The organism is Achromobacter sp. SX5, assembly GCF_056711425.1.
Genome location: NZ_CM160041.1, coordinates 2,681,618 through 2,706,341 on the forward strand (window position 1 = coordinate 2,681,618; position 24,724 = coordinate 2,706,341).

Here is a 24,724-nt window from a genome sequence, read left to right on the forward strand (position 1 = left end):
GCCGACCAATATATTCATCTGCGGAAAAATGGCTACCGATCGCCCGAATTCTGGGATTTTTCCCAGATGAACGGCACAACGCCCCGGCGGCCATGCGCGGCCGCCGGGGCGTTGTCTGTGCACTGAGGCTTATGACTCAGGCGAGCGCTTCGATGACCGCCTCGGGATTCCGTTCGATCACGTTGAGCAGAACCAGCGCCGGCCCTCTCGGGGAACGGTCGCCGCGCTCCCAGTGCCGCAAGGTCGCGGTGGAAAAGCCGAAGCAAGCCGCGAACTGCTCCTGGGTCATGCCCACTTTGGCGCGCACGGCCTTCACATCGACCTTGCGGGGACGATGCACGCGCACGCCACGAGCGTCGCCCTTGGCGTGGGCAATCGCTTCCTGCAAGCCTTGCTTGATGCTGTCGAATGCGGTGCTCATGATTTCGCTCGCCCTTTCCAGATGCTCACCAATATCTCGACCAGGCTGGCCAGATCGTTGCGTGTGCATGGCTTGGTACGCGTTCCATTTTAATCCAATGGATTAGTGGAAGGAAGAGCAATTGACCCGAGACTCGGGCGGCCCGGCGCTGAAACGCCTCGGACGCCACGGCGTGAGCCGCCCGATCCATCATTCGATGTTCTGCGCCTGTTCCCGCATCTGCTCGATCAGCAGTTTCAGGTCCATGGCGGCGCGGGTGACGTCCATGCTGCCGGCCTTGGAGCCCAGGGTGTTGGCTTCGCGGTTCATTTCCTGGAACAGGAAGTCCAGGCGCTTGCCGGCGCTGCCGGCCGGTTTCTTGTCGCCGTGTTTGCCGCCTTGCTTGCCGCCGCCGTCGGTGAGCAGGTGGCGCAGTTCTTCCAGGTGCGAGCGCAGGCGCGACAGTTCCTCGGCCACGTCGATGCGCAGGGCGAACAGGTTGGCCTCCTGCGACAGGCGCTCGGACAGCTCGGCGCCGGTGATGTGCGCGAAGCCGCCCGGGAAGGCCGATTCCACGCTTTCGCGCAGCTTGGCGGCGAGCTTGTCGCGATGGTCGGCCAGCAGCTGGGGCAGGTGGGCCTGGACGGTGTCGACGATGCGGGCCACGCCGTCGGCACACTCGCGCATCATGCCGGCCAGCCGCTCGCCTTCGCGTTCGCGGCCTTCCTGCAGCTGGATCAGCGCCTGGCGGGCGGCCTGCAGGCAGGCCGCGCCCCAGACCTGCGGGTCCAGCGCGTCATTGGCGCGCTGGCCGGGCCAGTTGAACAGTTCGACCAGGCGCGGCGGGGCGATGTCGGGCAGGATGCGGCGGGCGGCCTGCAATTGTTCGGCCAGGTCTTCGAGCCAGGCGGGATCGAGCTTGGACAGGTCGGCGCTGGCGTTGCGCGTATAGGAGACGCGGATCTCGACCTTGCCGCGCCCGAGATTGGCGGTCAGGAGTTCGCGCAGCGGCGTCTCCACGTGGCGCAATTCGTCGGGCAGGCGGAAGTACAGGTCGAGGAACCGGCTGTTGACGCTGCGCAGTTCCAGCGCCAGCGTGCCTTGTTCCAGGTCTGCGCGGGCGTTGCCGAAGGCGGTCATGCTGCGAATCATGGTGTGCGTATCCTGGTGATGCATGTATCGGGGGCCCGGTAGCGCCAAAGCCCGCCGGCCGTGGCGCAGCCTGGCCGGCGGGGACGTTGGAACCGGGGTATCTCGCGGCAGGATACTCCAAGCGGCGCGTTCCTGCGGCCCCAGCCCGTACAATGCGCCCCATCCATGCCATCTCAGGAGCTGCCAGTGACCACTGCCCCCACCATCGCCCGCCCGTCGGGCCGCGCCGTCGACGAACTGCGCCCGTTCAGCCTCGAACGCGGATTCACGCGCTACGCCGAAGGTTCGGTGCTGGTGAAGGCCGGCAACACCCACGTGCTGTGCACGGCCAGCGTGCTGGACAAGGTGCCGCCCTTCCTGAAGGGCAAGGGGGAAGGCTGGGTCACCGCCGAATACGGCATGTTGCCGCGCGCCACGCACACCCGCGGCGACCGCGAGGCGGCGCGCGGCAAGCAAAGCGGCCGCACGCAGGAAATCCAGCGCCTGATCGGGCGCAGCCTGCGCGCGGTGTTCGACATGAAGGCGCTGGGCGAGCGCACGCTGCACCTGGACTGCGACGTGCTGCAGGCCGACGGCGGCACGCGCTGCGCCAGCATCACCGGCGCCTGGGTCGCGGCGGCCGACGCGGTCGCCTTGCTGATGAAGCGCGGCGACCTCGCGACCAATCCGATCCGCGACGCGGTGGCGGCGGTGTCGGTGGGCCTGGTCGAGGGCCGCGCGGTGCTGGACCTGGACTACCAGGAAGATTCGGCCTGCGACGCCGACGTGAACGTCATCATGACCGGCGCCGGCGCCTTCGTGGAGGTGCAGGGCACGGGCGAGGGCGCGACCTTCACCCGGGCCGAGCTGGATACGATGCTGGTGCTGGCCGAGGCCGGGATCGGCAGGCTGGTGCAGGCGCAGCGCGCGGCGTTGGCCTGATGCCGGGGCGCAGGCGGGTGGCGCGTCACGCCGCGCCCTTCACCCCTGCGCCAGCAGCATCCCCACCTTGTCGGCCTTCTCCAGCCCCCAGATCGCGGCGATCAGCCCGCGCAGTTCGGCTTCGGTCGCGGCGTCCGCGTAGCGGCCCAGGCTGAGCGTCTTGTCCTCGATCTCGGCGCGGCTCAGGGTATTGCCCGGGTCGCCCTTGGGTTCGTCGACACGGCTGTGCAGCTGGCGGCCGTCGCGGGTGTAGACCGTGACCTTGCCGATCCAGCGCTGCGGATAGGCGCCGTCGACTTCCGGGTCCAGTTCCATTTCGACCTTGCCGCGGAAGGCCGCGACGCCGGGGTCGTCCAGGCCGGCGTCGAACTCGGCCAGGCCGGCGCGGCCCTGGCGCGCGATCAGGGCCAGCACGGTCCCCATCGAGAACTTGGACTGGTGCACGGTCTGCGGGTTGACGACCGGACCCAGCACGTCGATGGCGCCCTGGTGCACGTGAGCCACGACGCGTTCGATGTCGGCCTCGGTCAGGTTGTGTTCGCGCAGCGCCAGCTGCAGCGCGTCCGCGGCCGGATGGGTGTGGCGGCAGGAGGCGTGGAACTTGAACGAGGTTTCGGCCAGGGCCCAGCGCTCGCCCAGGCGGTCGCACAGGCGCGCCGGATCGGCGTCGGTGGACATGCCGGCCGCCATGCCCTGCGGGCCTTCCAGTATGTGGCGCGCGCCGGTGAAGCCGTCCTGCGCCAGGTAAGCGGCGGTGATGCCGTCGGCGGCGGCCTTGGCCGTGTGCAGCTGCTTGGAGTCGGCGGCGTCGCGTAGGAACTCCCACAGGCCCGCGGCCTGGGTGCCGGCCGAACCCAGCGCATGCAGCATGGCTTCGGGCGACAGGTTGAGCAGGCGTCCGGTGGTGACGGCGGCGGCCAGCGTGCCGGCGGTGCCGGTGGTGTGGAAGATCTTGTAGTGCGAGCGGCCCAGGTATTCGCCCACGCGGATGCCGACCTCGTAGCCGGCGACGGCGGCCACCAGCAGGTCGCGGCCGCTGCGGCCCAGCGCCTGCGCCACGGCCAGCGCGGGCGGGAACACCACGGCGGCGGGGTGGAACACGGAGCCGTTGTGCACGTCGTCCTGTTCGACCACGTGGGCCGCGGCCGCGTTCACCATCGCGGCGAACAGCGGCGTGGTGCGGCGGCGCGTGATCAGGACTTCGCTGGGGCCGTCGGCCGGGCCCATGGTGGCGGCGTAGCGTTCGATGGCCTGCACCGGGCGGGCCGAGGCGCCGGCCAGGATGGACGCCAGGCAGTCCAGCAACAGGTCTTCGGCGCGGCGCAGGACCGGCGCGGGGATGTCTTCGTAGCGCAGATTGGCGGCAAAGGCCGCGAGTTGGGCGCTCAGGTGCGGGGTGTCTTTGGCTGCGGTCATGGTCAGAAGGAGCGGGGCAGGCCCAGGATGTGTTCGGCGACGTAGGAAAGAATCAGGTTGGTCGAGATCGGCGCGACCTGGTAGAGGCGGGTCTCGCGGAACTTGCGTTCCACGTCGTATTCGTTGGCGAAGCCGAAGCCCCCGTGGAACTGCAGGCAGGCGTTGGCCGCTTCCCAGGACGCGTCGGCCGCCAGCAGCTTGGCCATGTTGGCCTGCGCGCCGCAGGGCTGGTGCGCGTCGAACAGGCGGCAGGCCTCATAGCGCATCAGGCTGGCCGCCTCGACGTTGATGTGGGCGCGCGCGATCGGGAACTGCACGCCCTGGTTCTGGCCGATGGGACGGCCGAACACCATGCGTTCCTTGGCGTAGGCGGTGACCTTGTCGACGAACCAGTAGCCGTCGCCGATGCACTCGGCGGCGATCAGGGTGCGTTCGGCGTTCAGGCCGTCCAGGATGTACTTGAATCCCTTGCCTTCCTCGCCGATCAGGTTTTCCTCGGGGATCTCCAGATTGTCGAAGAACAGCTCGTTGGTCTCGTGGTTGACCATGTTCGGGATCGGGCGGATGGTCATGCCGTGCTTGACGGCGTGGTGCAGGTCCACCAGGAAGATCGACATGCCTTCCGATTTGCGCGTGACCTGCTCCAGCGGGGTGGTGCGGGCCAGCAGGATCATCAGGTCCGAGTGCTGCACGCGCGAGATCCAGACCTTCTGGCCGTTGATCACGTAGCGGTCGCCGCGCTTGACGGCGGTGGTCTTGATCTTGGTGGTGTCGGTGCCGGTGGTGGGCTCGGTCACGCCCATGGACTGCAGGCGCAGTTCGCCGGCGGCGATGCGCGGCAGGTATTCGCGCTTCTGGGCTTCGGAGCCGTGGCGCAGCAGCGTGCCCATGTTGTACATCTGGCCGTGGCAGGCGCCGGAATTGCCGCCGCTGCGGTTGATCTCTTCCATGATGACCGAGGCTTCGGTCAGGCCCAGGCCGGAACCGCCGTACTCCTGCGGGATCAGGGCGGCCAGCCAGCCGGCCTCGGTCAGCGCGCGCACGAAGGCTTCCGGGTAGCCCCGTTCTTCGTCGATCTTGCGGAAGTACTCGGAGGGGAATTGGGCGCAGAGGTCGCGTACGGCTTCGCGGATGTCCTGGTAGGCGTGGGCGTTGGGCATGAGGCTGTTTCTGATGGGTGGTAATGGTTCGGTACAGCGTTGAATGTGCCGCAAGGCGCCGGCCATGCCAATTCACAATTGGTTAATACGGGGTTCCTGTTCGCAAAAGCGCAGTTTCATGACGGGCGTTTGTCAGGAGCAAGGCCGGGTTGTGTCAAGAAATTGCCAAACTGCATACCCATAATTTCCGCCGGTGCCGCCGCGGGCGGCAAGGTTACTGACGGACGGATATGCGGAAAAACATCAGGGTCACGACGGCGTTGTCGGCCATTCTTGCGTTGTTTGTGGTGCTGTTCGCGGTGGCGGCGGCCGCCGGCATCGTCGTGCTGCGCGACAACCGCGCCGGCATCGAGGCGCTGGGCCGGGGCAGCATCGAGCGGGCCAGCGACCTGGCGGACATGACCAGCCGGCTGTTCCAGGCCCGCGCCGCGCTCACCGACGCCAAGACTGCCATGGAAAGCGGTCTGCAGGAGGCGCGCGACGAGTCGCTGGCGCATGCCGCCGAACTGCTGGAACAGGCCGTCGCCAGCCTGGGCCGGCTGCGCGCCAACCCGGACGCCAGCGCGCAGGGCAAGCCCTTGTTCGACCAGGTGCTGGCCGCCCACGAGGCCTTCGCCGGCCAGACGCTCGCGCCCATGCTGGCGGCCATCAAGGGCTGGAACGGGATCGAGGTGAACCGGCTGGTGGACAAGGTGCTGCCGGCCAGCGGCGCGGCCTACGTCAAGCAGGCCGACGCCTACCAGGCTTACGCCCGGGCGCAGGGCCAGGCCGCGGTGGCCGAGGCCAGCCGTACGCTGGAAAGCGTGATCGCGGTGGCCGCCGGCGTGCTGGCGGCCGTGCTGATCCTGGCCGTGCTGATCCGGCTGGCGTTTCGCCGCGGCATCCTGCGCCCGCTGAACGAGGCCGGCGCGCATTTCGACCGCATCGCCGACGGCGACCTGACCGGCGCCATCGCCATGCGCGGCGACAACGAAATCGGCGTGCTGTACTCGGCCATGCGCCGCATGCAGACCGGGCTGTCGGCCGCGGTGGCGTCGGTGCGGCAGGGGGTCGAGGAAATCCATACCGGCGCTAGCGAAATCGCCGCCGGCGGGGCCCACATGTCCGAGCGCAGCGCCCGCCAGGCCGATTCGCTGCAGGAAGCCGCCGCCAACCTGACGCAGCTGTCCCACACCGTGCAGCTCACCGCCGGCAACGCCGACCAGGCCAGCCGCCAGGCGCTGGGCGCCACCGAACTCGCGCAGCGCGGCGGCCAGGCGGTGGAAGAAGTGGTGCACAGCATGCGCGGCATCGCCGACAGCGCCCGCCGCATCGAGGAAATCGTCGCGGTGGTCGACAGCATCGCGTTCCAGACCAACATCCTGGCGCTCAACGCCGCGGTGGAAGCGGCGCGCGCCGGCGAGCAGGGCAAGGGCTTCGCGGTGGTGGCCGGCGAGGTGCGCTCGCTGGCGCAACGCAGCGCCCAGGCGGCCCGCGAGATCAAGGGCCTGATCGAGGATTCCGCGCAACGGGTCGAGGCCGGCGTGCGCCAGGTGGGCCTGGCCGGCGACACCATGCGCGACATGGTCGTGTCGGTGGACCGGGTGACCCAGCTGGTGGCGGAGATCTCCAGCGCCACGGCCGAACAGGCCGCCGGCATCGCCTCGGTCAACGATGCGGTGGCCGACATCGAACGCGCCACCCAGGAAAACGCCGCCATGGTCGAGCAGACGGCGGCGGCCGCCGCCGCGCTGGAAGCCCAGGCGCAGGGCCTGCGGCAGGCGGTGGCGGTGTTCCGTATCGCCGCCGGGGCCCAGGCCTCAGCTATCGAGATTCGGCAGGGGGGCGCCGGCGTAGCGCTCGGTCACCAGCGACAGATTCCCATGCTTGACCTTGTGCTTGACGTGGGCGGCGGCCGAGGCGATGGCCTCCGGGCGGATGCGCTCGCATAGCGACGGCGTGACGGTCAGCGCGCCCACGCCCAGCGTCACGAAAGGGAAGAAGCGCGGCACGCCGTAGCGGTCCTCGGCCTCGATGCCGCCGTTGCGGCGGCCGGCGTCGTCGTACAGGTCGATGGCGCGCTCGTTGAATTCCGCGATGATGCGGCGGGCGCGGTCCAGCCAGTCGGGGCTGCGCAGCAGCACCACGAAGTCGTCGCCGCCCACGTGGCCCACGAAATCGCGCTGCGGGTCGCAATGGCGCTTGATGACCTCGGCGGTCAGCATGATCATGTCGTCGCCGCGCCAATAGCCGTACACGTCGTTGAAGGGCTTGAAATTGTTCAGGTCGCCATAGCAGATGGTGAAGTCGTCCGCGTCTTCGAGCAGCGCGGCGATGTGGCGGCTGATGGGGATGTTGCCGGGCAGCGAGGTCAGCGGATTGGCGTAGCGCGCCGCCTCGATGCGCATCTCGGTCACCGAGCGCACCAGGGTCTCGCCGGTGGCCAGGCCGTCGTAGCGGCCCTCGCGGGTGATGATCAGGCCGTCCATCAGGTAGCGCTGGTCTTCGGAAATCAGCACGTGGCTGAGCTGGTCGATGGACACGTTCTGGTCCACCAGCACCGGCTCGGCGTTCATGAAGCTGGAGCAGGCGTTGCGGCCGAACAGCTCGCGGGTGTAGCGCTGCGCATAGTGTTCGAGGAAGTCGCGCCGGTTGATGATGCCCACCGGCCGGTTGTCGGCGTCCACCACCGCGACCGCGTGCATCTCCTTGTGCTCGATGAACAGCCGGTGCACGTCGTCGTTGGTGTGCTCCTGCAGCCGGGCGGCCGGCGCCTGCACACGCAGGCTGGCCGCGGTGCCGCCGGCGGCGCGCGGCGGCGGCGAGGCGGGCGCGCGCTGCCGCAGCGTGTCGCGCAGCCGCGGGGCCAGCTCGGTCACCAGGGTTTCCTCGGGCCGGCCCAGGAACCAGCCCTGGGCGTAGCGGATGTCCAGTTCGCGCACGGCCGCCAGGTCCTCGGCGGTTTCGATGCCTTCGGCCACGACGGCGGTGCCCAGGTGCTGCGCGACCTTCAGTATGGCGCGCACCAGCTGCTGCTTGCGCTCGTCCTGGCCGATGCCGTGGAAGAAGTAGCGGTCTATCTTGACCAGGTCCGGCTGCATCTCGGACCACAGCCGCAGGTTCGAATTGCCCACGCCGTAGTCGTCCAGCGCCACGCGCATGCCGAATTCGCGCAGACAGGCGAAGGCGCAGGCGGCCTCGTCCATCTGCTCGGCCAGCGAGTCCTGCTCGGTCAGTTCGACGATGATGCTGGATGGCGCGAGTTCGCAATCCTTGAGCAGGCGGCGCGGCAGGTCCTCGCCCCACAGGCTCCAGTAATGGATCAGGGCCGAGCCGGACAGGTTCAGGAACAGCTTGCCGGCGGCGTCGTGGCGCTGGAAGCCCTGGGCGCCGGCGCGGAAGCTGGCCAGCTCCAGTTGCGGATGCAGGCCCTGGCGGCGGGCTTCGGCGAACAGCGCGTCGGGGAAATGCAGCGCGGTGTCGGCCGGCCCCCGGATCAGGCTTTCATGGCCATAGACGCGGCTGTGGGACAGGTCGATCACCGGCTGGTAGCGCGCATGCAGCAGGCGGTGGCGCAATATGCCGGCGAGATTGATGGGAGAGGAGGGGTCCGGAAGGGCGGAGGTCGCGCGGGCCGCGGCCGGGCGGGACGAGCTGGGGATGAGATCCATCGCCGGTGCGTTCAGATACGTTCAGTGACAAGTTGTTCATCATGACAAGAAATTATGTCCGGCTTGTTGCGCCGGCGCGCGTCTGGCCGCGCCTATACAATTTGCGCTATGACTTCTCCCAAGATCCCTGATTCCCTGCGCCGCGTCGTGTTGGCGTCCAACAACGCCGGCAAGCTGCGCGAGTTCTCGGCCCTGTTCGCGCCCCTGGGCATCGAACTGGTGCCCCAAGGCGAGCTGGACGTGCCCGAGGCCGAAGAGCCGCACGTCACCTTCGTCGAAAACGCGCTGGCCAAGGCCCGCCACGCCAGCCGCCTGACCGGGCTGCCGGCCCTGGCCGACGATTCCGGCCTGTGCGTGGCCGCGCTGGACGGTGCGCCGGGCGTGTACTCGGCGCGTTACGCGCAGATGCACGGCGGCGAAAAATCCGACCAATCCAATAACGCTTTGCTGGTGGAAAAGCTGGCCGGCGTGGCCGACCGCAGCGCCTGGTACGTGGCGGTGCTGGCCCTGGTGCGCTCGGAAAACGACCCGCGCCCGCTCATCGGCGAAGGCCTGTGGCACGGCGAGATCATCGACCAGCCCGAAGGAGCCAACGGCTTCGGCTACGACCCGCATTTCTACCTGCCCGACCTGGCGCTCACCGCCGCCAGCCTGGACCCGCAGGAGAAAAACCAGGTCAGCCACCGCGCCCGCGCGCTGCGCGAACTGCTGGGCAAGCTGGGCAACGCATAAAGCACGCATGTCCATCATCATCCCCATCCGCAACGATATGGGCGCGTCGGCATCGCGCCCGCGGCCGGCCGGCGGCTCGGTGCTGACCAGCCTGCCGCCGCTGTCGCTCTACGTGCACGTACCCTGGTGCGTGCGCAAATGCCCGTACTGCGATTTCAATTCGCACGCCGCGCCAGGCGGCGAGATCCCGGAACGCGCCTATCTGGACGCGCTGCGCAGCGACCTGGAGCAGGCGCTGCCTTCCATCTGGGGCCGACAGGTAGTGTCGGTCTTCATCGGCGGGGGCACGCCCAGCCTGCTGTCGGCCGCCGGCCTGGACGAGCTGCTGGCCATGCTGCGCGCCTGCCTGAACCTGTGGCCCGACGCCGAGATCACCATGGAGGCCAATCCGGGCACGGCCGAGGCAGGGCGCCTGCGCGACTACGCCGCCAGCGGCGTGACCCGGTTTTCGCTCGGCATCCAGAGTTTCGACGACGTCCAGCTCAAGAAGCTGGGCCGCATCCACGACGCCGCCCAGGCCAGAAAGGCCATCGAGATGGCGCAGCGCGCCGCGCCGCGCGTCAACCTGGACCTGATGTTCGCGCTGCCCGGGCAGACCCAGGAAGCCTGTGTGGCCGACCTGCGCGAGGCCGTGTCCTTCGGCACCGAGCACCTGTCGCTCTATCACCTGACGATGGAGCCCAACACGGTGTTCGCGAAGTTTCCACCCGAGGACCTGCCCGACGACGACGCCAGCGCGGCCATGCAGGACGCGATCGAGGCCGAACTGGCCGCGGCCGGCCTGGACCGCTACGAGGTCTCGGCCTACGCCAGGCCGGGGGCGCGCTGCCGCCACAACCTGAACTACTGGGAATTCGGCGATTACCTGGGCATCGGCCCGGGCGCCCACGGCAAGCTGTCGTTCCACGACCGCATCGTGCGCGAGGCGCGGCTGCGCAGTCCCGATTCCTGGATGCGGGCCGCGCTGGCCCGCGACGGCAGCCATGTCTCGGAAAGCCGCCAGGTCGGGGCCGACGAGCTGCCGTTCGAGTTCATGCTCAACGCGCTGCGCCTGAAAGCGGGCGTGCCGGCCAGCAGCTTCGAGGAACGCACCGGCCTGTCGCTGGCCGTGATTGCGCACCAATTGGAGGCGGCCTCGCAACGGGGCCTGCTGGACGCCGATCCGACCCGGCTGCGGGCCACCGCACTGGGATGGCGCTTCCTCAATGACCTGCAGGAAATGTTCCTGTAGCAAGCTCTGCACCAGAGTGGGGCAGTCGTGCCCCACGCTTTGCACCAATATGGTGCTACATTTTCACTTCTCCGCATATTCGTCCCCGGGCAATCCCGGGGACGAAAGCTGGCACGCATATTGCTTCATCGTTTATGCCAGTCGACGGGCAAGGCCCTCGACCCTTTTATCTAATGGAGATGACATGGCAAGCCCGAAAGACGTCCTGAAACAGATCGCCGACAACGAAGTGAAATTCGTGGATTTCCGCTTTACCGACACGGTCGGCCGTGAGCACCACGTTTCCGTGCCCACCTCCGCGATCGACGAAGACAAGCTGGAAAGCGGTCAGGCTTTCGACGGTTCCTCGATTCCGGGCTGGAAGGGCATCGAGGCTTCGGACATGCTGCTCATCCCCGACCTGGCCACGGCCAACCTGGACCCGTTCCGCGAAGAGCCGACCCTGATCCTGTCGTGCGACGTGGTCGAGCCGTCGGACCTCAAGGGCTATGACCGCGACCCGCGCTCGCTGGCCAAGCGCGCCGAAGCCTACCTCAAGTCCTCGGGCCTGGGCGACACCGCCTACTTCGGTCCGGAACCCGAATTCTTCGTGTTCGACGGCGTGACCTGGAACACCGACATGTCCGGCACCTTCGTCAAGATCAAGTCGGAAGAGGCCTCCTGGTCCACCGGCCTGGACTTCGAAGGCGGCAACACCGGCCACCGTCCCGCCGTGAAGGGCGGCTACTTCCCCGTGCCCCCGGTCGATTCGTTCCAGGACATGCGCTCGGAAATGTGCCTGCTGATGGAACAGATGGGCGTGCCGGTCGAAGTGCACCACCACGAAGTGGCCGGCGCCGGCCAGCTCGAAATCGGCACCAAGTTCAGCACGCTGGTGCAGCGCGCCGACTGGACGCAGATCACCAAGTACATCATCCATAACGTGGCCCACGCCTACGGCAAGACCGCCACCTTCATGCCCAAGCCCATTGTCGGCGACAACGGCTCGGGCATGCACGTGCACCAGTCGATCTGGAAGGACGGCCAGAACCTGTTCGCGGGCAACGGTTACGCCGGCCTGTCGGAATTCGCGCTGTACTACATCGGCGGCATCATCAAGCACGCCCGCGCCTTGAACGCCATCACCAACCCCGGCACCAACTCGTACAAGCGCCTGGTCCCGCACTACGAAGCCCCGGTCAAGCTGGCTTACTCGGCCCGCAACCGGTCGGCCTCGATCCGCATCCCGTACGTGGGCAACCCCAAGGGCCGCCGCGTCGAAGCGCGCTTCCCGGACCCCCTGGCCAACCCGTACCTGGCCTTCTCGGCCCTGATGATGGCCGGCCTGGACGGCGTGCAGAACAAGATTCACCCGGGCGATCCGGCCGACAAGAACCTGTACGACCTGCCGCCGGAAGAAGACGCCAAGATCCCGACCGTGTGCTCGTCGCTGGAGCAGGCCCTGGAGGCGCTGGACAACGACCGCGAGTTCCTGACCCGCGGCGGCGTGTTCAGCAACGACATGCTGTCGGCCTACATCGACCTGAAGATGGGCGACGTGAACCGTCTGCGCATGACCACGCACCCGGTCGAATTCGACATGTACTACAGCCTCTGATCGTTCGAGGTTGCGGCCGGCGGAAAGCGGCGTGACGGGCAGAAACCAGGGCCCGCCGCGCCGGCGCCGCCGGCTCGCGGCCCGGTCCGACGCCCGCCAGGCGCACGCCCGGCGGGCGGGCCGGGTGCCGCTTTCCCCTCACATTCGGGTATGTAGAAAATGAATGTAGAAGCTCTCGATCTGCTGGCGACGTCCGTTTTCCTGGTCAACGAACGCGGCCATATCGAATACGCCAATGCGGCCGCCGAGGATTTGTTCGGCCGCTCGCGCAAACAGCTGTGCGGGCACTCCGCCGCCACGCTGTTCGACAGTCCGGAAAACATACAGTCCTCCATCGACCGCGCCGCCGCCGGCCGTTACGGCGACGTCAGGCAGCTGGGCAGCCTGCGCCGCGCCGCGGAATCCGTCGAGGTCTCGGTGACCACCGTCGGGCTGACGGGCCAGCGCTGGCCCGTGCTGATAGAAACCCGCGAAATCGAGCAGCGCGTGCTGGCCGACCGCAACCACCGCCTGGTCGACGAAATCGAAGCGCACCGCGAACTGCTGCGCAACCTGGCGCATGAAGTCAAGAATCCCCTGGGCGGGCTGCGCGGCGCCGCGCAACTGCTGGAGGCCGAGCTGCCCAGCGCGGCGCTGGCCGAATATACCCAGGTCATCATTTCCGAAGCCGACCGCCTGCAGGCGCTGGTGGACCGCCTGAGCGGCCCGCAGCGGGTGCCGCTGAATGCGCGGCCGGTGAACATCCACGAGATCTGCGAGCGCGTCTGCGCACTGATCCAGGCCGAGTTCCGCAACGAGGTCACGCTGCTGCGCGACTATGACGCGTCGATGCCCGACCTGAAGGGCGATGCCGCCCGACTGATGCAGGCCGTCCTGAACGTGGCGCGCAACGCCGCGCAGGAACTGGTCGCGCGGCCCGCGGGCCCGCACACCGAACCCGGAGTGGTCACGCTGCGCACCCGCGTGGCGCGGCAGGTCATGCTGGCGCACAGGCAGCACCGCCTGGCGCTGGAGCTGTCCATCATCGACAACGGTCCGGGCGTGCCGGACCATATCCGAGACCGCATCTTCCATCCGCTGGTGACGGCGCGCGCCGGCGGCACCGGGCTGGGCCTGAGCCTGGCCCAGGATTTCGTGCAGCAGCACGGCGGCATCATCGAATTCGAATCCCGACCCGGGCGCACCGAGTTTCGCCTGGTTCTTCCGATGGAGCCCGCACACTGATGAAACCCGTATGGATCGTCGACGATGACCAGGCCATCCGCTGGGTCCTGGAAAAAGCCCTGGCCCGAGCCGGCGTGCCCACGCGCAGCTTCTCGCAGGCTTCCGACGTGCTGGAGGCGCTGTCGCGCGACACGCCGGCCGCGCTGGTGTCCGATATCCGCATGCCCGGCGGCAACGGCCTGGAACTGCTGCGCCAGCTCAAGGAGCGCCACGCCGGCCTGCCGGTCATCGTGATGACCGCGTTCGCCGACCTGGACAGCACGGTATCCGCCTTCCAGGGCGGCGCCTTCGATTACCTGGCCAAGCCGTTCGACGTGAACGAGGCGGTGGCGCTGATCCAGCGCGCCGTGCAGGAATCGGCGCAGCCCGAAAGCGCCGAAGGGCAGGGCGAATCGGCCCAGAACAACGAACGCTGGATGATGACGCAGTCCTCGTCCACCGCCATGCAGGAAGTGTTCCGCGCCATCGGCCGGCTGGCGCAGTCCAAGGTCACGGTGCTGATCACCGGCGAATCCGGCACCGGCAAGGAACTGGTGGCGCGCGCGCTGCACGGGCACGGCGTGCGGGCCGGCGGTCCCTTCGTGGCGCTGAACGCGGCCGCGATTCCGCGCGATCTGCTCGAAGCCGAACTGTTCGGCCACGAGCGCGGCGCCTTCACCGGTGCCAGCAGCCTGCGCCGCGGCCGCTTCGAGGAAGCGCACGGCGGCACCCTGTTCCTGGACGAAATCGGCGACATGCCGATCGAGCTGCAGACGCGCCTGCTGCGCGTGCTGGCCGAAGGGAGCTTCTACCGCGTGGGCGGCGCGCAGCCGGTGCGGGTCGACGTGCGCATCGTGGCCGCCACCCACCAGCCGCTGGAGCAGCGGGTCGAGCAGGGCCTGTTCCGCGAAGACCTGTTCCACCGCCTGAACGTGATCCGGCTGCGGCTGCCGCCGCTGCGCGAACGGACCGAGGACATTCCGGCCCTGGCCGCCCACTTCCTGAGCGCCAGCGCCCGCGCGCTGGGCGTGCCGGTCAAGCGCCTGACGCCCGAGGCGCTGGCGGTGCTGACCAAGTTCGACTTTCCCGGCAACGTGCGCCAGCTGGAGAACTTCTGCCACTGGCTGACGGTGATGGCGCCGGGCCAGACGGTGGAGCCGGCCGACCTGCCGCCGGAGATCCGCGCCATGGAGCACCCGCCTTACGCCAGCCCCGCGGCGCGCCCGGCCGCGCCCGTGGCCGGCGGCTGCACCGTGCTGGCCGCGCCTGCGCCGGCCGAGGACGAGGCCGCGGCGCGCAACTGGCAGGACTCGCTGCTGCGCGACGCGCAATACCGGCTCGAGCGCGGCGAACCCGCGGTCATGGCCACGCTGACCCGCCAGTTCGAGAAGATCCTGCTGCAAAGCGCGCTGGACGCCAGCCGCGGCCGCCGGGTCGAGGCCGCCTCGCGCCTGGGCATAGGCCGCAACACCATCACCCGCAAGCTGCGCGACCTGGGCATCGAGGACGAATAAGCCCGCCCACGAGCGGACGCCTCAGCCCAGGCCCAGCAGGCTTTCGCACAGCCGCGGGGATTTCAGCTTCTGCAGCCACCATTTCAAGGCCTCGCCCGGCGCCTCGGCGCGCCAGGCGTAGGCCAGGTGTTCCGTCGGCGACATGCCTTCGTCGGTTTCGCACGCCACCAGCACGCCTTGCGCCAGGTACGGCGCGGCCAGCGTCAGCGGCAGATAACCGCAGCCCAGGCCGCGCACCTGGGCGTCTATCTTGGCCTGCATCGTGGGCATCACCAGCGTGGGCTGCTCGGCCAGGATGCCGCGGGTCTGCGGCGGCAGGTTGCGCGAGGTGTCGGCCACCACCACCGCGCAATAGCGCGTGACGTCGGCGCGCGACAGCGGCTGCGGCAGACTCGCCAGCGGATGATGCGCGGCCACGCAGAACGCGAACTGCATCTGGCCCATGGCCTGCGAGCGATACGGGCCGGTGGGTTCGCCGGCCGCGCCGGCGCCTATCGCCAGGTCGGCGCGGCCCCCGGTCAGCGCGTCCCACGCGCCGCTCAGCACTTCGCTGGAAAAGCGCAGCGTGGTGGCGCTTTCCAGCGCCTGGAATTCCTCGATCAGGTCGTATAGCGGACGCCAGGGCAGCACCGCGCTGACGGCGATGCGCAACTCCACCTCCCAGCCCGTGGCGATGCGCTTGACGCGGCAGGCCAGGTCGTCGAGCGACTGCAGCACGTGGCGGCCGTCGCGCAGCAGCGTCTCGCCGGCCGGCGTCAGCAGCGCGCGGTGGCCGGAACGGTCGAACAGCAGCACGTCCAGCCCGTCCTCCAGCTTGCGGATGGAATAGGTGACGGCCGAAGGCACTTTGCCCAGTTCGCGGGCGGCCTTGGCGAAGCTGCCGTGGCGGGCGATCGCGTCGACCAGGATCAGGAGTTCAGGGGTGATCGGTTGCATGGCCAATTATATTCAATTTATTTGAATGATTCCGTCAAAATATAACGCTGAATCTGGCCGCCGGCGAGCGCACAATATCACTCATGCCGGTGTTGCAGCCCAGGCATCCAGGCACGAAACGAGGCGCTGGGCAGCAATACCATTCACATTATTGAAATAAGGAGTCCGCAATGCTTACCGTACGCCGCGCCGCCGAACGAGGCCATGCCAACCACGGCTGGCTGGATTCGTTCCATACCTTTTCATTCGCCAACTACTACGACCCGGCCCATATGGGTTTCGGCGCGCTGCGCGTGATCAACGACGACCGCATCGCCGCCGGCCGCGGCTTCGGCACGCACGGGCACCGGGACATGGAAATCATCACCTACGTGCTGGATGGCGCGATCGCGCACAAGGACAGCATGGGCAGCGGCTCGACCATCCTGCCCGGCAACGTGCAGCGCATGAGCGCCGGACGCGGCGTGATGCATTCGGAGTTCAACCCGTCGCCCGACACGCAGACGCACATGCTGCAGATCTGGATCGAGCCCGACGTCGCCGGCATCGCGCCCGAGTACGAAGAGCGCGAGTTCAGCGATGCGCAAAAGCGCGGCCGCCTGCAAGCCCTGGTGTCGGCCGACGGCGTCGACGGCTCGATGAAGATCCACCAGGACGCGCGGCTCTACGCCGGCCTGTTCGACGGCGCCGAATCGGCCACGCTGGAACTGGCCGCCGGCCGGCGCGCCTGGGTGCACGTGGCGCGCGGCGGCATCGTGGTCAACGGCGTCGAGCTGGCGGCCGGCGACGCGGCCGCCATCACCGACGCCGATCGCGTCGAACTGAGCGGCGGCAAGAACGCCGAAGTGCTGGTGTTCGACCTGGCATGAGGCCAAGCCGGGCGCGATCCCGCGCCCGGCAGGCTTTAAGATGGCCGCAGGCCCCAACTTCCACACCCGGAGAGTCTCATCATGTCCACCTTGTCCGAAGCAGGCGATAGCGCCATCGAAACCGTGGTCGTCCCGCGCACCAGCGACCTGGGCGGGTTTTCTGTGCGGCGCGCCATCCCCTCGGCGCAGCGCCGCGCCGTCGGCCCGTTCGTGTTCCTGGACCACATGGGCCCGATCGAATTCGCCCCGGGTTCCGGCATAGACGTGCGCCCGCACCCGCACATCGGCCTGTCCACCGTGACCTATCTGTACGAGGGGTCGATGGTGCACCGCGACGGCGTGGGCAGCGTCAAGACCATCCTGCCCGGCGAGGTCAACTGGATGACCGCGGGCCGCGGGATCGTGCATTCCGAGCGTTCCTCGCCCGAAAGCCGGCAGTCGTCGCAGAAGCTCTGTGGCCTGCAGATCTGGGTCGGCCTGCCCAAGGCCCACGAGGAAACCGATCCCGGCTTTACGCACTACGGGCTGGACGTGCAGCCGGTGGTCGAAGGCGAGGGCGTGCGCGCCCAGGTCGTGGCCGGCTCGCTGTTCGGCAAGACTTCGGGCGTCAAGACGCTGTCGCCGCTGTTCTACGGCGACCTGCAGCTGCAGGCCGGCGCCACCGTGGTGCTGCCGGCCGAGCATGAAGAGCGCGCGGCCTATGTGTCGCAAGGCAACGTGGAAGTCGACGGCCAGGAATTCGAAGGCGGGCGTCTCATCGTCTTCGCGCCGGGCCGGCCGGTGCAGATCCGCGCGAAGACCGCCGCGCGCTTCGCGCTGCTCGGCGGCGAGCCGCTGGACGGCCCGCGCTTCGTCTGGTGGAACTTCGTCTCCAGCAGCAAGGACCGCATCGAACAGGCCAAGCAGGACTGGCAGCGCAACCGCTTCGACCAGGTGGTGCCCGGCGACGAAACCGAGTACATCCCGCTGCCCGCGCCGCGCGCCTGAACGGCCCGGCGCGGCGGTATGATGCCCGTCCCGACTCAACAACAATCCGGGATGGAGACACCATGCATCGCTACACCGTCAACGCGCTGCGCGGCCTGGCCGCGCTGGCGCTGATCCACGGCGCCTCGGCGGCGCTCGCCGCCGGCTATCCGGCCAAGCCGATCACCTTCATCGTTCCGTACACCGCCGGCGGCACCACCGACCTGGTGGCGCGCACGGCCGGCCAGAAAGTGGCCGAAAAACTGGGCCAGCCCGTCATCATCGAGAACCGTCCGGGCGCGGGCGGCAACATCGGCATGGACGCCGTGGCCAAGGCCGCGCCCGACGGCTACACCATAGGCTTCGGCGCGATCTCGACCAACGCGCTCAATCCCTTCGTCTATCCGTCGATGCCGTTCGATCCCACCAAGGACTTCACCGGCGTCAGCATGCTGGGCGCGTCCACCGTGGTGCTGGAAACCGGCCCGGCCCTGAAGGTCGGCAGCGTCAAGGACTTGGTGGCCTACGCCAAGCAGCACCCGGGCACGTCCTACGGCACGCCGGGAACCGGCACCTCCATGCACCTGGCCGGCGTCATGTTCGACCAGCTCACCGGCGCCGGCATGCAGCACGTGCCGTACAAGGGCAGCGCCCCGGGCCTGAACGATCTGCTGGGCGGACACCTGCCGGTGATGTTCGACAACCTGCCGGCCTCGCTGCCGCACATCAAGGCAGACAAGGTGCGGGCCCTGGCGGTCACCGGCAGCAAGCGCGCGCCCGCGCTGCCCGAGGTGCCGACGCTGGCCGAGCTGGGCTATGAGGCCGCGGTGGTGGACCCGTGGTTCGCCGTCTATGGCCCGGCGAAAATGCCGCCCGAGGCGACCCGCGCGCTGAGCGAGGCGTTCCAGTGGGCGCTGGCGCTGCCCGAGGTCAAGAACAAGCTGGAGCAGGCCGGCTTCATGCCCTACGGCTCCACGCCCGAAGAGGTCGAGCGCCTGACCCGCAGCCAGCACGAGGCCTTCAAGGCCTTGTCGCAGAAGGTCAAGCTGTCGGCGGACTGAGGGAAATCAGCGGCCCCGGGCGTAGGCCTGCTCGCGCCGCTCTTCCAGCGCCTCGCGGCGAATGAAATCGCGCACGAAGTCGTTGGCGGGATGGTGGTGCAGGTTGTAGGGCGTGTCCCACTGCGCCACGCAGCCCTTGGCCATGACGCCGATGCGGTCGGCGATGGCGAAGGCCTCGGCCTGGTTGTGCGTGACCAGGATGGCGGTGTGGCCGGTGCTCTTGAGGATGTCGCGGACCTCGAAGGCCAGCCGCTCGCGCGTGTCCACGTCCAGGTTGGAGAACGGTTCGTCCAGCAGCAGCAGGTCGGGCGAGGGCGCCAGCGCGCGCGCCAGGGCCACGCGCTGCTGCTGCCCGCCCGAAATCTCGTGCGGGTAACTGTTGGCCGCATGCGCCAGGCCCACCAGTTCCAGCATTTCCTCGACGCGGCGGGCGCGCTCGGCGCGCGCCAGCTTGCGCAGCCCGAAGGCCACGTTCAGCGCCACCGTCAGGTGCGGGAAGAGGGCGTAGTCCTGGAACATCATGCCGACGCGGCGCAGCTCGGGCGCCACCTGCACGGCGGGCGAGGAGATCACGGCGCCGTCGAGCAGGATGCGGCCGGCGCGCACCGGCTCGAAGCCGGCGATGGCGCGCAGCACGGTGGTCTTGCCGCAGCCGGATTCGCCCAGCAGGCAGCCGATATGGCCCACGGGCAGCCCCAGCGTCAGGTCCTGCACCACGGGCTTGAGGCCGGCGGGCGTGTCGTAGGCCAGGGAAAGGTGATCGAGTTCTAACAGATCGGGCACGATGATCAATGTCCCATTTTCAGATTGGTCCGCGCCAGCAGAATGACGGGAAATAGGCCGGCCAGCACGATGGCCAGCGCCGCCACGGCGCCTTCCTCGTACGTGCCGCGGGCGGCTTCCGCATAAAGCCAGGTGGCCAGCGTGTCGAAATTCATCGGGCGCAGCAGCAGCGTGGCCGGCAGCTCCTTCATGGCGTCCACGAACACCAGCAGCGCGCTGGCGGCCAGCGCCGGGCGCAACAGCGGCAGGTGCACGCGGCGCAGCGTGCCGGCCGAGCTTTCGCCCAGCAGGCGCGAAGCCTGTTCGAGCGAAGGTGGAATGCGCGCCAGGCCGGCTTCCAGCGCCCCGGTGGAGATGGCCAGGAAGCGGATGGCGTAGGCGCACACCAGCGCGCCCATCGAGCCCATCAGGAACAGGCCGCCGGTGCCGAACACCTTGGCGACCGCGGTGTCGATCCACACGAACGGCGTGAGCAGGCCGATGGCCAGCACGGTGCCGGGCACCGCGTAGCCCAGGCTGGCGATGCGGGCACAGGCGCGGCCCGGATTGAAGCCCGAGCTTTCGCGCAGCGTGCGCCCGGCCCAGGCCACCACCAGCCCGCACAGCAGCGTCACCAGCGTGGCGCTGAAGGCCACGATCAGCGTATTGCTCAAGCCCCTGAGCAACTGGTCCGACACGCCGCCCACCAGATGCAGGCGCTTGTAGGTTTCCACCACCAGGTACAGCGCCGGAGCGACGAAGCCGGTCAGCACCGGAATCCAGCCCAGCGCCACCGCGGCCGCGGCAGCCGTGCCGCGCAGCCGGCGCGGCTGCATCGGGCGCATGCGCTGGGTATTGGCGTAGCGCTGGCGCTTGCGCCCGTGGCGCTCCAGCAGGATCAGGCCGATCACGATCGCCAGCATGGTCAGCGCGATCTGGGCCGCGCCGGCCAGGTCGGAACGCGTCACCCAGGTGGTGTAGACCGATACCGTCAGCGTCTGCACGCCCAGGAATTCCGAGGCGCCGATATCGTTCAGGGTTTCCAGGAGCGCCAGGCTCACGCCCACCACGATGGCGGGGCGGGCCAGCGGCAGGGCCACGCGGCAGAACACCGCCACGCGGCCAGCGCCCAGCGTGCGGGCGGCTTCCAGCAGGCTGGCGGCCTGCGTCATGAACATGACGCGGGTGCTCAGATAGACATAGGGATACAGCACGAAGCCCAGCACGAAGATCGCGCCGTAGATCGAGCGCAGGTCGGGCAGGCGGAACTGGCGCGGGCTGTCGTAGCCCAGCAGCGCGCGGATCGCGCTTTGGATGGGGCCGATCGGATGCAGCAGGTCCAGATAGGCGAAGGCGATGATGTAGGTGGGCACCGCCAGCGGCAGCAGCAGCGCCCAGGTCAGCACCCGGCGGGTGGGGAACTCATAGGCCGTCACCAGCCAGGCGGCGCCCGTGCCCAGCAGCGTGACCACCACGCCCACGCCGGCCAGCAGCATGGCGGTATTGGCCAGCGCCTGCGGCAATACATAGTGGGCGAGGTGCTGCCAGTGGGCCAGTTCGCCGCCCAGCGCCCACCAGCCCAGCGTCAGGACGGGCGCAAGCACGGCCAGCGCGATCAGGGCGGCGCCGGCCAGCCAGCCGGCCCCGCGTTCAGTCCAGCGCAGACGCAGCGGCCGGGGCAAAGATTCTGTGTGCATGCTTCAAAGTCGATGGCATCAAAGGCAAGGCCTGCTCCCCCGCGAAAGAGGGGAGCAGGCCCTGCGCGCGGACCGGCAAAATACGTCCGCGCGCCTGTTACTGCCCCAAGGCGCGGCCGCGCGGCATGGCGCGGCACGCCGGGAGCTTATCAGTTGTCGAAACCGACCTTGTCCACCAGTTCGCTGGCCTGCTTGCGGTGCTTGGCGATCTCGGTCAGCGGCAGCGGGTCCACCTTCAGTTCGCCGAAGCTGGCGACGACGGGGTCCAGCTTCACGCCCTTGCGGACGGGATACTCGTAGTTGGCCTGTGCGTACAGGGCCTGGGCCGGTTCGGAAACCAGGAAGTCCAGCAGCTTGATCGCGTTGGCCTTGTTGGGCGCGTGCGCCGCCACGGCCGCGCCGCTGACGTTCACGTGGGTGCCGCCGCTCTTGGCGTTGGCGAAGGTGGGGCGCACGACCTTGATGGCGTCGCCCCACTTGCGCGCGTCGGTGCCGGGCTGCGCGTTCTTCATGTGGCCCACGTAGTAGGCGTTGGCCAGGCCGATGTCGCAGATGCCGCCCAGGATGTCGCGCGCCACGTCGCGGTCGCCACCGGCGGCCTTGCGGGCCAGGTTGGCCTTGACGCCGCGCAGCCACTTCTCGGTGGCCTCGGCGCCGTCATGCGCGATCATGGAGGCGACCAGCGCGGTGTTGTAGGGATGCTGGCCCGAGCGGATGCAGACCTTGCCCTTCCACTTCGGGTCGGCCAGGTCTTCGTAGCGGAAGCTCTCCAGCTTCAGGTCCTTTTCCACGTACAGAACGCGGTCGCGCAGCGACAGCGCATACCACTTGCCGTCGGCGCCGCGCAGGTTGGCGGGAATCACCGATTCCAGAGTCTGCGACTTGATCGACTGGGTCACGCCGCCGTCCACGAGGTCCAGCAGGTTGCCGATGTCCACGGTCATGAGCACGTCGGCCGGCGACTTGGCGCCCTCGGCCTTGACGCGCTCGAGCAGGCCGTCCTTGACGAACACGGTGTTGACCTTGATGCCGCTTTCCTTCGTGAAGGCGTCGAGCAGCGGCTGGATCAGCTTGGGCTCGCGGGTGGTGTAGAGGCTGACTTCCTCGGCGGCGTTGGCCGACACGGTGAAGGCGGCTGCGCCGGCCAGCGCCAGGGCGCGCAGCAGCGAATTCAATTGGGGACGCTTGATCATGAGGAGGGGCTCCGGCTAGGGCTGCGGCAGCAAGCCGCGCCGGGCGTCTTGCTGCTGCTCAAAAACGGTCTGCTAACGAAAATGATTATCAAATTGGAAGGCGACGATACCAGGAAGCTTTGCGTCATTCAACTATCTGTCAGTGGACGCGCCGATCCTTTGATCCCCATCAAGACGGCATAAGGGTATTACGGAATAATGAGAGCAATTATCATCGAGACCCTGTAGAATAGGGTCAACCCTAATGCCTGCCGCGTCTTTTGTGCGGTAGGGACCTGACCCCGCGGCGCAAGCCGGGCCCAACGCCCGGGGGCCGTCCGCCCCTAACTAGATGCGACATGGCTGCTTTCAATACTGAGCGCGTACTGAGCGTGCACCACTGGAACGACACCCTGTTTTCCTTCACCACGACGCGTGACGCGGCCTTGCGGTTCCACAACGGCCACTTCGTGATGATCGGCCTCGAAGTCGAAGGCAAGCCGCTGCTGCGGGCCTATAGCATCGCCAGCGCCAACTACGAAGAAAACCTCGAATTCCTCAGCATCAAGGTGCAGAACGGCCCACTCACCTCGCGCCTGCAGCACCTGAAAGAGGGCGACACCATCCTGGTCAGCCGCAAGCCGGTGGGCACGCTGGTGGTCGACGACCTCAAGCCCGGCAAGCACCTGTTCCTGTTCGGCACCGGCACCGGCCTGGCGCCCTTCATGAGCATCATCAAGGACCCGGACGTCTACGAACGCTTCGACAAGGTCATCCTGGTGCACGGCGTGCGCTGGGTCAGCGAACTGGCCTACGCCGACTTCATCGAGCGCGAACTGCCGAACAACGAATTCTTCGGCGACGTGGTGCGCGAAAAGCTGGTCTATTACCCGACCGTCACGCGCGAGCCGTTCCGCAACCAGGGCCGCATTACCGAGCTCATGGAAAGCGGCAAGCTCTGCGAGGACATCGGCATTCCCCAGATCAATCCCGAAACCGACCGCGCCATGATCTGCGGCAGCCCGCATATGCTGGCCGACATCAGCGCCATGCTGGACAAGCGCGGCTTCGTCGTCTCGCCGGGCGTGGGCCAGCCGGGGGACTACGTCGTCGAACGGGCGTTCGTGGACAAATAAGCCGCTGCGCTTGTCCGGAAGAAAACAAAAACCCATCGCGTATATGGCGATGGGTTTTTTGTTGGGTAATGATGGGTTTCGCGCGCTTGATATTCGAGTTCTTGTGAAATCTCTCTCGCGCTATACCCATCCTACGAGAAACATGGACCCGTTTCCTTATTCCGGCTGTATCCCCGCCTTCTTGATAATCTCCCCCCACTTCTTCGACTCGCCCTGCTGGAACTGCGCCAGTTCCGCCGGCGTCGACGTGGCGGGATCGGTCCCGGTCTGGGTATAGAACTGCTTGGCGGCCGCGCTCTGGGTGGCCTTCACCAGCAATTCATTCAGGCGCTTGACCACGTCCGGCGGCGTGCCGGCCGGCGCGTAGGCCGCGAACCAGTAACCCATCTCGTAACCCGGCACGCCCGCTTCGGCGATGGTGGGCACGTCGGGCGCCAGGGCGGAGCGCGCCGTGCCGGTCACGCCCAGCGCGCGCAGCTTGCCCGACTTCACCTGGGGCAGGCCGGTGGCGGTGTCGGTGATCATCATGTCGATCTGGCCGCCCAGCAGGTCGGTGACCGCCAGCGGATTGCTCTTGTACGGGACGTGCAGCAGCTGGATGCCGGCCATCTGCTGCAGCAGCTCGCCGGCGATGCGGCTGCTGGAACTGCCGCTGCCGAAGCTCAGCTTGCCGGGCTGCTTCTTGGCCTGCGCCAGGAACTCGCCCACCGTCTTGGCCGGGGAGGCGGGGTTGACCACCATGATCTGGCCGCCCTTGCCCAGCAGGGTCAGCGGCGCGTAGTCCTTGACCGGATCGTAGGTCAGGCTCTTGTACAGGTGCTCGTTGGCGGCATGGGTGGTGTTGGTGGTGATCAGCACCGTATAGCCGTCGGGCGTGGCGCGCGCGCCGGCGGCCGCGCCTATCATGGCGCTGGCGCCCGGCTTGTTCTCGATGACGACGGCCTGGCCGGTCTGTTCGGTGACGCCCTGGCCGATGGCGCGGCCGATCTGGTCGGTGGCGCTGCCGGCCGCGAACGGCACGATGAAGGTGATGGGCTTGGCCGGGAACTGGGCCAGGGCCGGCAACGGCAGGGCGGCGGCCAGCAGCAGGGCCAGGCGGCCCTTGAAAGCAATGCGCATAGGTGTCTCCTGTGGTGTTTCTTATAAGGA

Annotated in this window: 20 protein-coding genes and 1 pseudogene; 11 read left to right on the forward strand and 10 right to left on the reverse strand. The window is 68.2% G+C overall.

The features are described from left to right. Nucleotides 1-136: 136 nt before the first annotated feature. A complete protein-coding gene (locus AC1M14_RS12760) occupies nucleotides 137-421 on the reverse strand; it encodes a helix-turn-helix domain-containing protein (RefSeq protein WP_479731718.1) in 285 nt (94 codons plus the stop codon). 189 nt (nucleotides 422-610) lie between these two features. Then, the gene (locus AC1M14_RS12765) at nucleotides 611-1,552 is read right to left on the reverse strand and encodes a YicC/YloC family endoribonuclease (protein WP_102771320.1); all 942 of its coding nucleotides are present in this window, start codon (nucleotides 1,550-1,552) and stop codon (nucleotides 611-613) included. A gap of 165 nt (nucleotides 1,553-1,717) precedes the next feature. Here AC1M14_RS12765 and rph point away from each other — a divergent pair, with 165 nt between their 5' ends. Next, a complete protein-coding gene (gene rph, locus AC1M14_RS12770; RefSeq protein WP_102771319.1) occupies nucleotides 1,718-2,473 on the forward strand; it encodes a ribonuclease PH in 756 nt (251 codons plus the stop codon). 39 nt (nucleotides 2,474-2,512) lie between these two features. On the opposite strand, the gene AC1M14_RS12775 is transcribed toward rph, so the two are convergent. Continuing rightward, nucleotides 2,513-3,889 carry an MmgE/PrpD family protein gene (locus AC1M14_RS12775; protein ID WP_479731719.1) on the reverse strand — a complete coding sequence of 459 codons (1,377 nt, stop codon included), beginning with the start codon at nucleotides 3,887-3,889 and terminating at the stop codon, nucleotides 2,513-2,515. A gap of 2 nt (nucleotides 3,890-3,891) precedes the next feature. Continuing rightward, complete coding sequence (locus AC1M14_RS12780) at nucleotides 3,892-5,049, reverse strand: acyl-CoA dehydrogenase family protein (protein ID WP_102771317.1); 1,158 nt, start codon at nucleotides 5,047-5,049, stop codon at nucleotides 3,892-3,894. A 230-nt stretch (nucleotides 5,050-5,279) separates the two neighbouring features. Here AC1M14_RS12780 and AC1M14_RS12785 point away from each other — a divergent pair. Then, nucleotides 5,280-6,665, forward strand: a pseudogene (locus AC1M14_RS12785) (methyl-accepting chemotaxis protein); the annotation flags it as partial. A 183-nt stretch (nucleotides 6,666-6,848) separates the two neighbouring features. On the opposite strand, the gene AC1M14_RS12790 reads toward AC1M14_RS12785, so the two are convergent. Next, nucleotides 6,849-8,699: an EAL domain-containing protein gene (locus AC1M14_RS12790; protein WP_102771315.1), complete on the reverse strand. Its 1,851-nt coding sequence runs from the start codon at nucleotides 8,697-8,699 to the stop codon at nucleotides 6,849-6,851. A 108-nt stretch (nucleotides 8,700-8,807) separates the two neighbouring features. Between AC1M14_RS12790 and rdgB the strand changes: the two genes are divergently transcribed. The 5 genes from rdgB (at nucleotide 8,808) to ntrC (ending at nucleotide 14,976) form a co-directional block, all read left to right on the forward strand. Further along, on the forward strand, nucleotides 8,808-9,431 hold the full coding sequence (gene rdgB, locus AC1M14_RS12795) for an RdgB/HAM1 family non-canonical purine NTP pyrophosphatase (RefSeq protein ID WP_102771314.1): 624 nt from the start codon (nucleotides 8,808-8,810) through the stop codon (nucleotides 9,429-9,431). Between the two features lie 7 nt (nucleotides 9,432-9,438). After that, on the forward strand, nucleotides 9,439-10,662 hold the full coding sequence (gene hemW / locus AC1M14_RS12800; protein ID WP_479731720.1) for a radical SAM family heme chaperone HemW: 1,224 nt from the start codon (nucleotides 9,439-9,441) through the stop codon (nucleotides 10,660-10,662). Nucleotides 10,663-10,846: 184 nt separating this feature from the next. After that, entirely contained in the window at nucleotides 10,847-12,259 is a 1,413-nt protein-coding gene (gene glnA / locus AC1M14_RS12805; protein WP_102771312.1) for a type I glutamate--ammonia ligase, read from the forward strand. A 159-nt stretch (nucleotides 12,260-12,418) separates the two neighbouring features. After that, entirely contained in the window at nucleotides 12,419-13,483 is a 1,065-nt protein-coding gene (gene glnL, locus AC1M14_RS12810) for a nitrogen regulation protein NR(II) (protein ID WP_102771311.1), read from the forward strand. Next, complete coding sequence (gene ntrC, locus AC1M14_RS12815; protein ID WP_479731721.1) at nucleotides 13,483-14,976, forward strand: nitrogen regulation protein NR(I); 1,494 nt, start codon at nucleotides 13,483-13,485, stop codon at nucleotides 14,974-14,976. The genes glnL and ntrC overlap by 1 nt, the downstream gene beginning before the upstream one ends. A gap of 21 nt (nucleotides 14,977-14,997) precedes the next feature. On the opposite strand, the gene AC1M14_RS12820 is transcribed toward ntrC, so the two are convergent. Further along, entirely contained in the window at nucleotides 14,998-15,912 is a 915-nt protein-coding gene (locus AC1M14_RS12820) for a LysR family transcriptional regulator (RefSeq protein ID WP_102771839.1), read from the reverse strand. A gap of 170 nt (nucleotides 15,913-16,082) precedes the next feature. On the opposite strand from AC1M14_RS12820, the gene AC1M14_RS12825 reads away from it, so the two are divergent. The 3 genes from AC1M14_RS12825 (at nucleotide 16,083) to AC1M14_RS12835 (ending at nucleotide 18,808) form a co-directional block, all read left to right on the forward strand. Then, the gene (locus AC1M14_RS12825; protein ID WP_479731722.1) at nucleotides 16,083-16,781 is read left to right on the forward strand and encodes a pirin family protein; all 699 of its coding nucleotides are present in this window, start codon (nucleotides 16,083-16,085) and stop codon (nucleotides 16,779-16,781) included. An 81-nt stretch (nucleotides 16,782-16,862) separates the two neighbouring features. Further along, nucleotides 16,863-17,768: a pirin family protein gene (locus tag AC1M14_RS12830; protein ID WP_102771308.1), complete on the forward strand. Its 906-nt coding sequence runs from the start codon at nucleotides 16,863-16,865 to the stop codon at nucleotides 17,766-17,768. Nucleotides 17,769-17,830: 62 nt separating this feature from the next. Continuing rightward, entirely contained in the window at nucleotides 17,831-18,808 is a 978-nt protein-coding gene (locus AC1M14_RS12835) for a Bug family tripartite tricarboxylate transporter substrate binding protein (RefSeq protein WP_479731723.1), read from the forward strand. A gap of 6 nt (nucleotides 18,809-18,814) precedes the next feature. On the opposite strand, the gene AC1M14_RS12840 is transcribed toward AC1M14_RS12835, so the two are convergent. The 3 genes from AC1M14_RS12840 to AC1M14_RS12850 form a co-directional block, all read right to left on the reverse strand. Then, nucleotides 18,815-19,591 carry an ABC transporter ATP-binding protein gene (locus AC1M14_RS12840; RefSeq protein WP_102771838.1) on the reverse strand — a complete coding sequence of 259 codons (777 nt, stop codon included), beginning with the start codon at nucleotides 19,589-19,591 and terminating at the stop codon, nucleotides 18,815-18,817. A 5-nt stretch (nucleotides 19,592-19,596) separates the two neighbouring features. Further along, nucleotides 19,597-21,267, reverse strand: a complete 1,671-nt coding sequence (locus AC1M14_RS12845; protein ID WP_102771306.1) for an ABC transporter permease — start codon at nucleotides 21,265-21,267, stop codon at nucleotides 19,597-19,599. 149 nt (nucleotides 21,268-21,416) lie between these two features. Next, nucleotides 21,417-22,460, reverse strand: coding sequence for a Fe(3+) ABC transporter substrate-binding protein (locus AC1M14_RS12850; RefSeq protein ID WP_111825061.1), 1,044 nt, complete (start codon nucleotides 22,458-22,460; stop codon nucleotides 21,417-21,419). A 338-nt stretch (nucleotides 22,461-22,798) separates the two neighbouring features. Between AC1M14_RS12850 and AC1M14_RS12855 the strand changes: the two genes are divergently transcribed. Further along, nucleotides 22,799-23,575 (forward strand): ferredoxin--NADP reductase, encoded by a 777-nt coding sequence (locus AC1M14_RS12855; protein ID WP_102771304.1) that lies wholly within the window; start codon nucleotides 22,799-22,801, stop codon nucleotides 23,573-23,575. A gap of 156 nt (nucleotides 23,576-23,731) precedes the next feature. Here the strand turns inward: AC1M14_RS12855 and AC1M14_RS12860 are convergent, their stop codons facing one another. Beyond that, on the reverse strand, nucleotides 23,732-24,694 hold the full coding sequence (locus tag AC1M14_RS12860; protein ID WP_111825062.1) for a Bug family tripartite tricarboxylate transporter substrate binding protein: 963 nt from the start codon (nucleotides 24,692-24,694) through the stop codon (nucleotides 23,732-23,734). Nucleotides 24,695-24,724 lie beyond the last annotated feature (30 nt).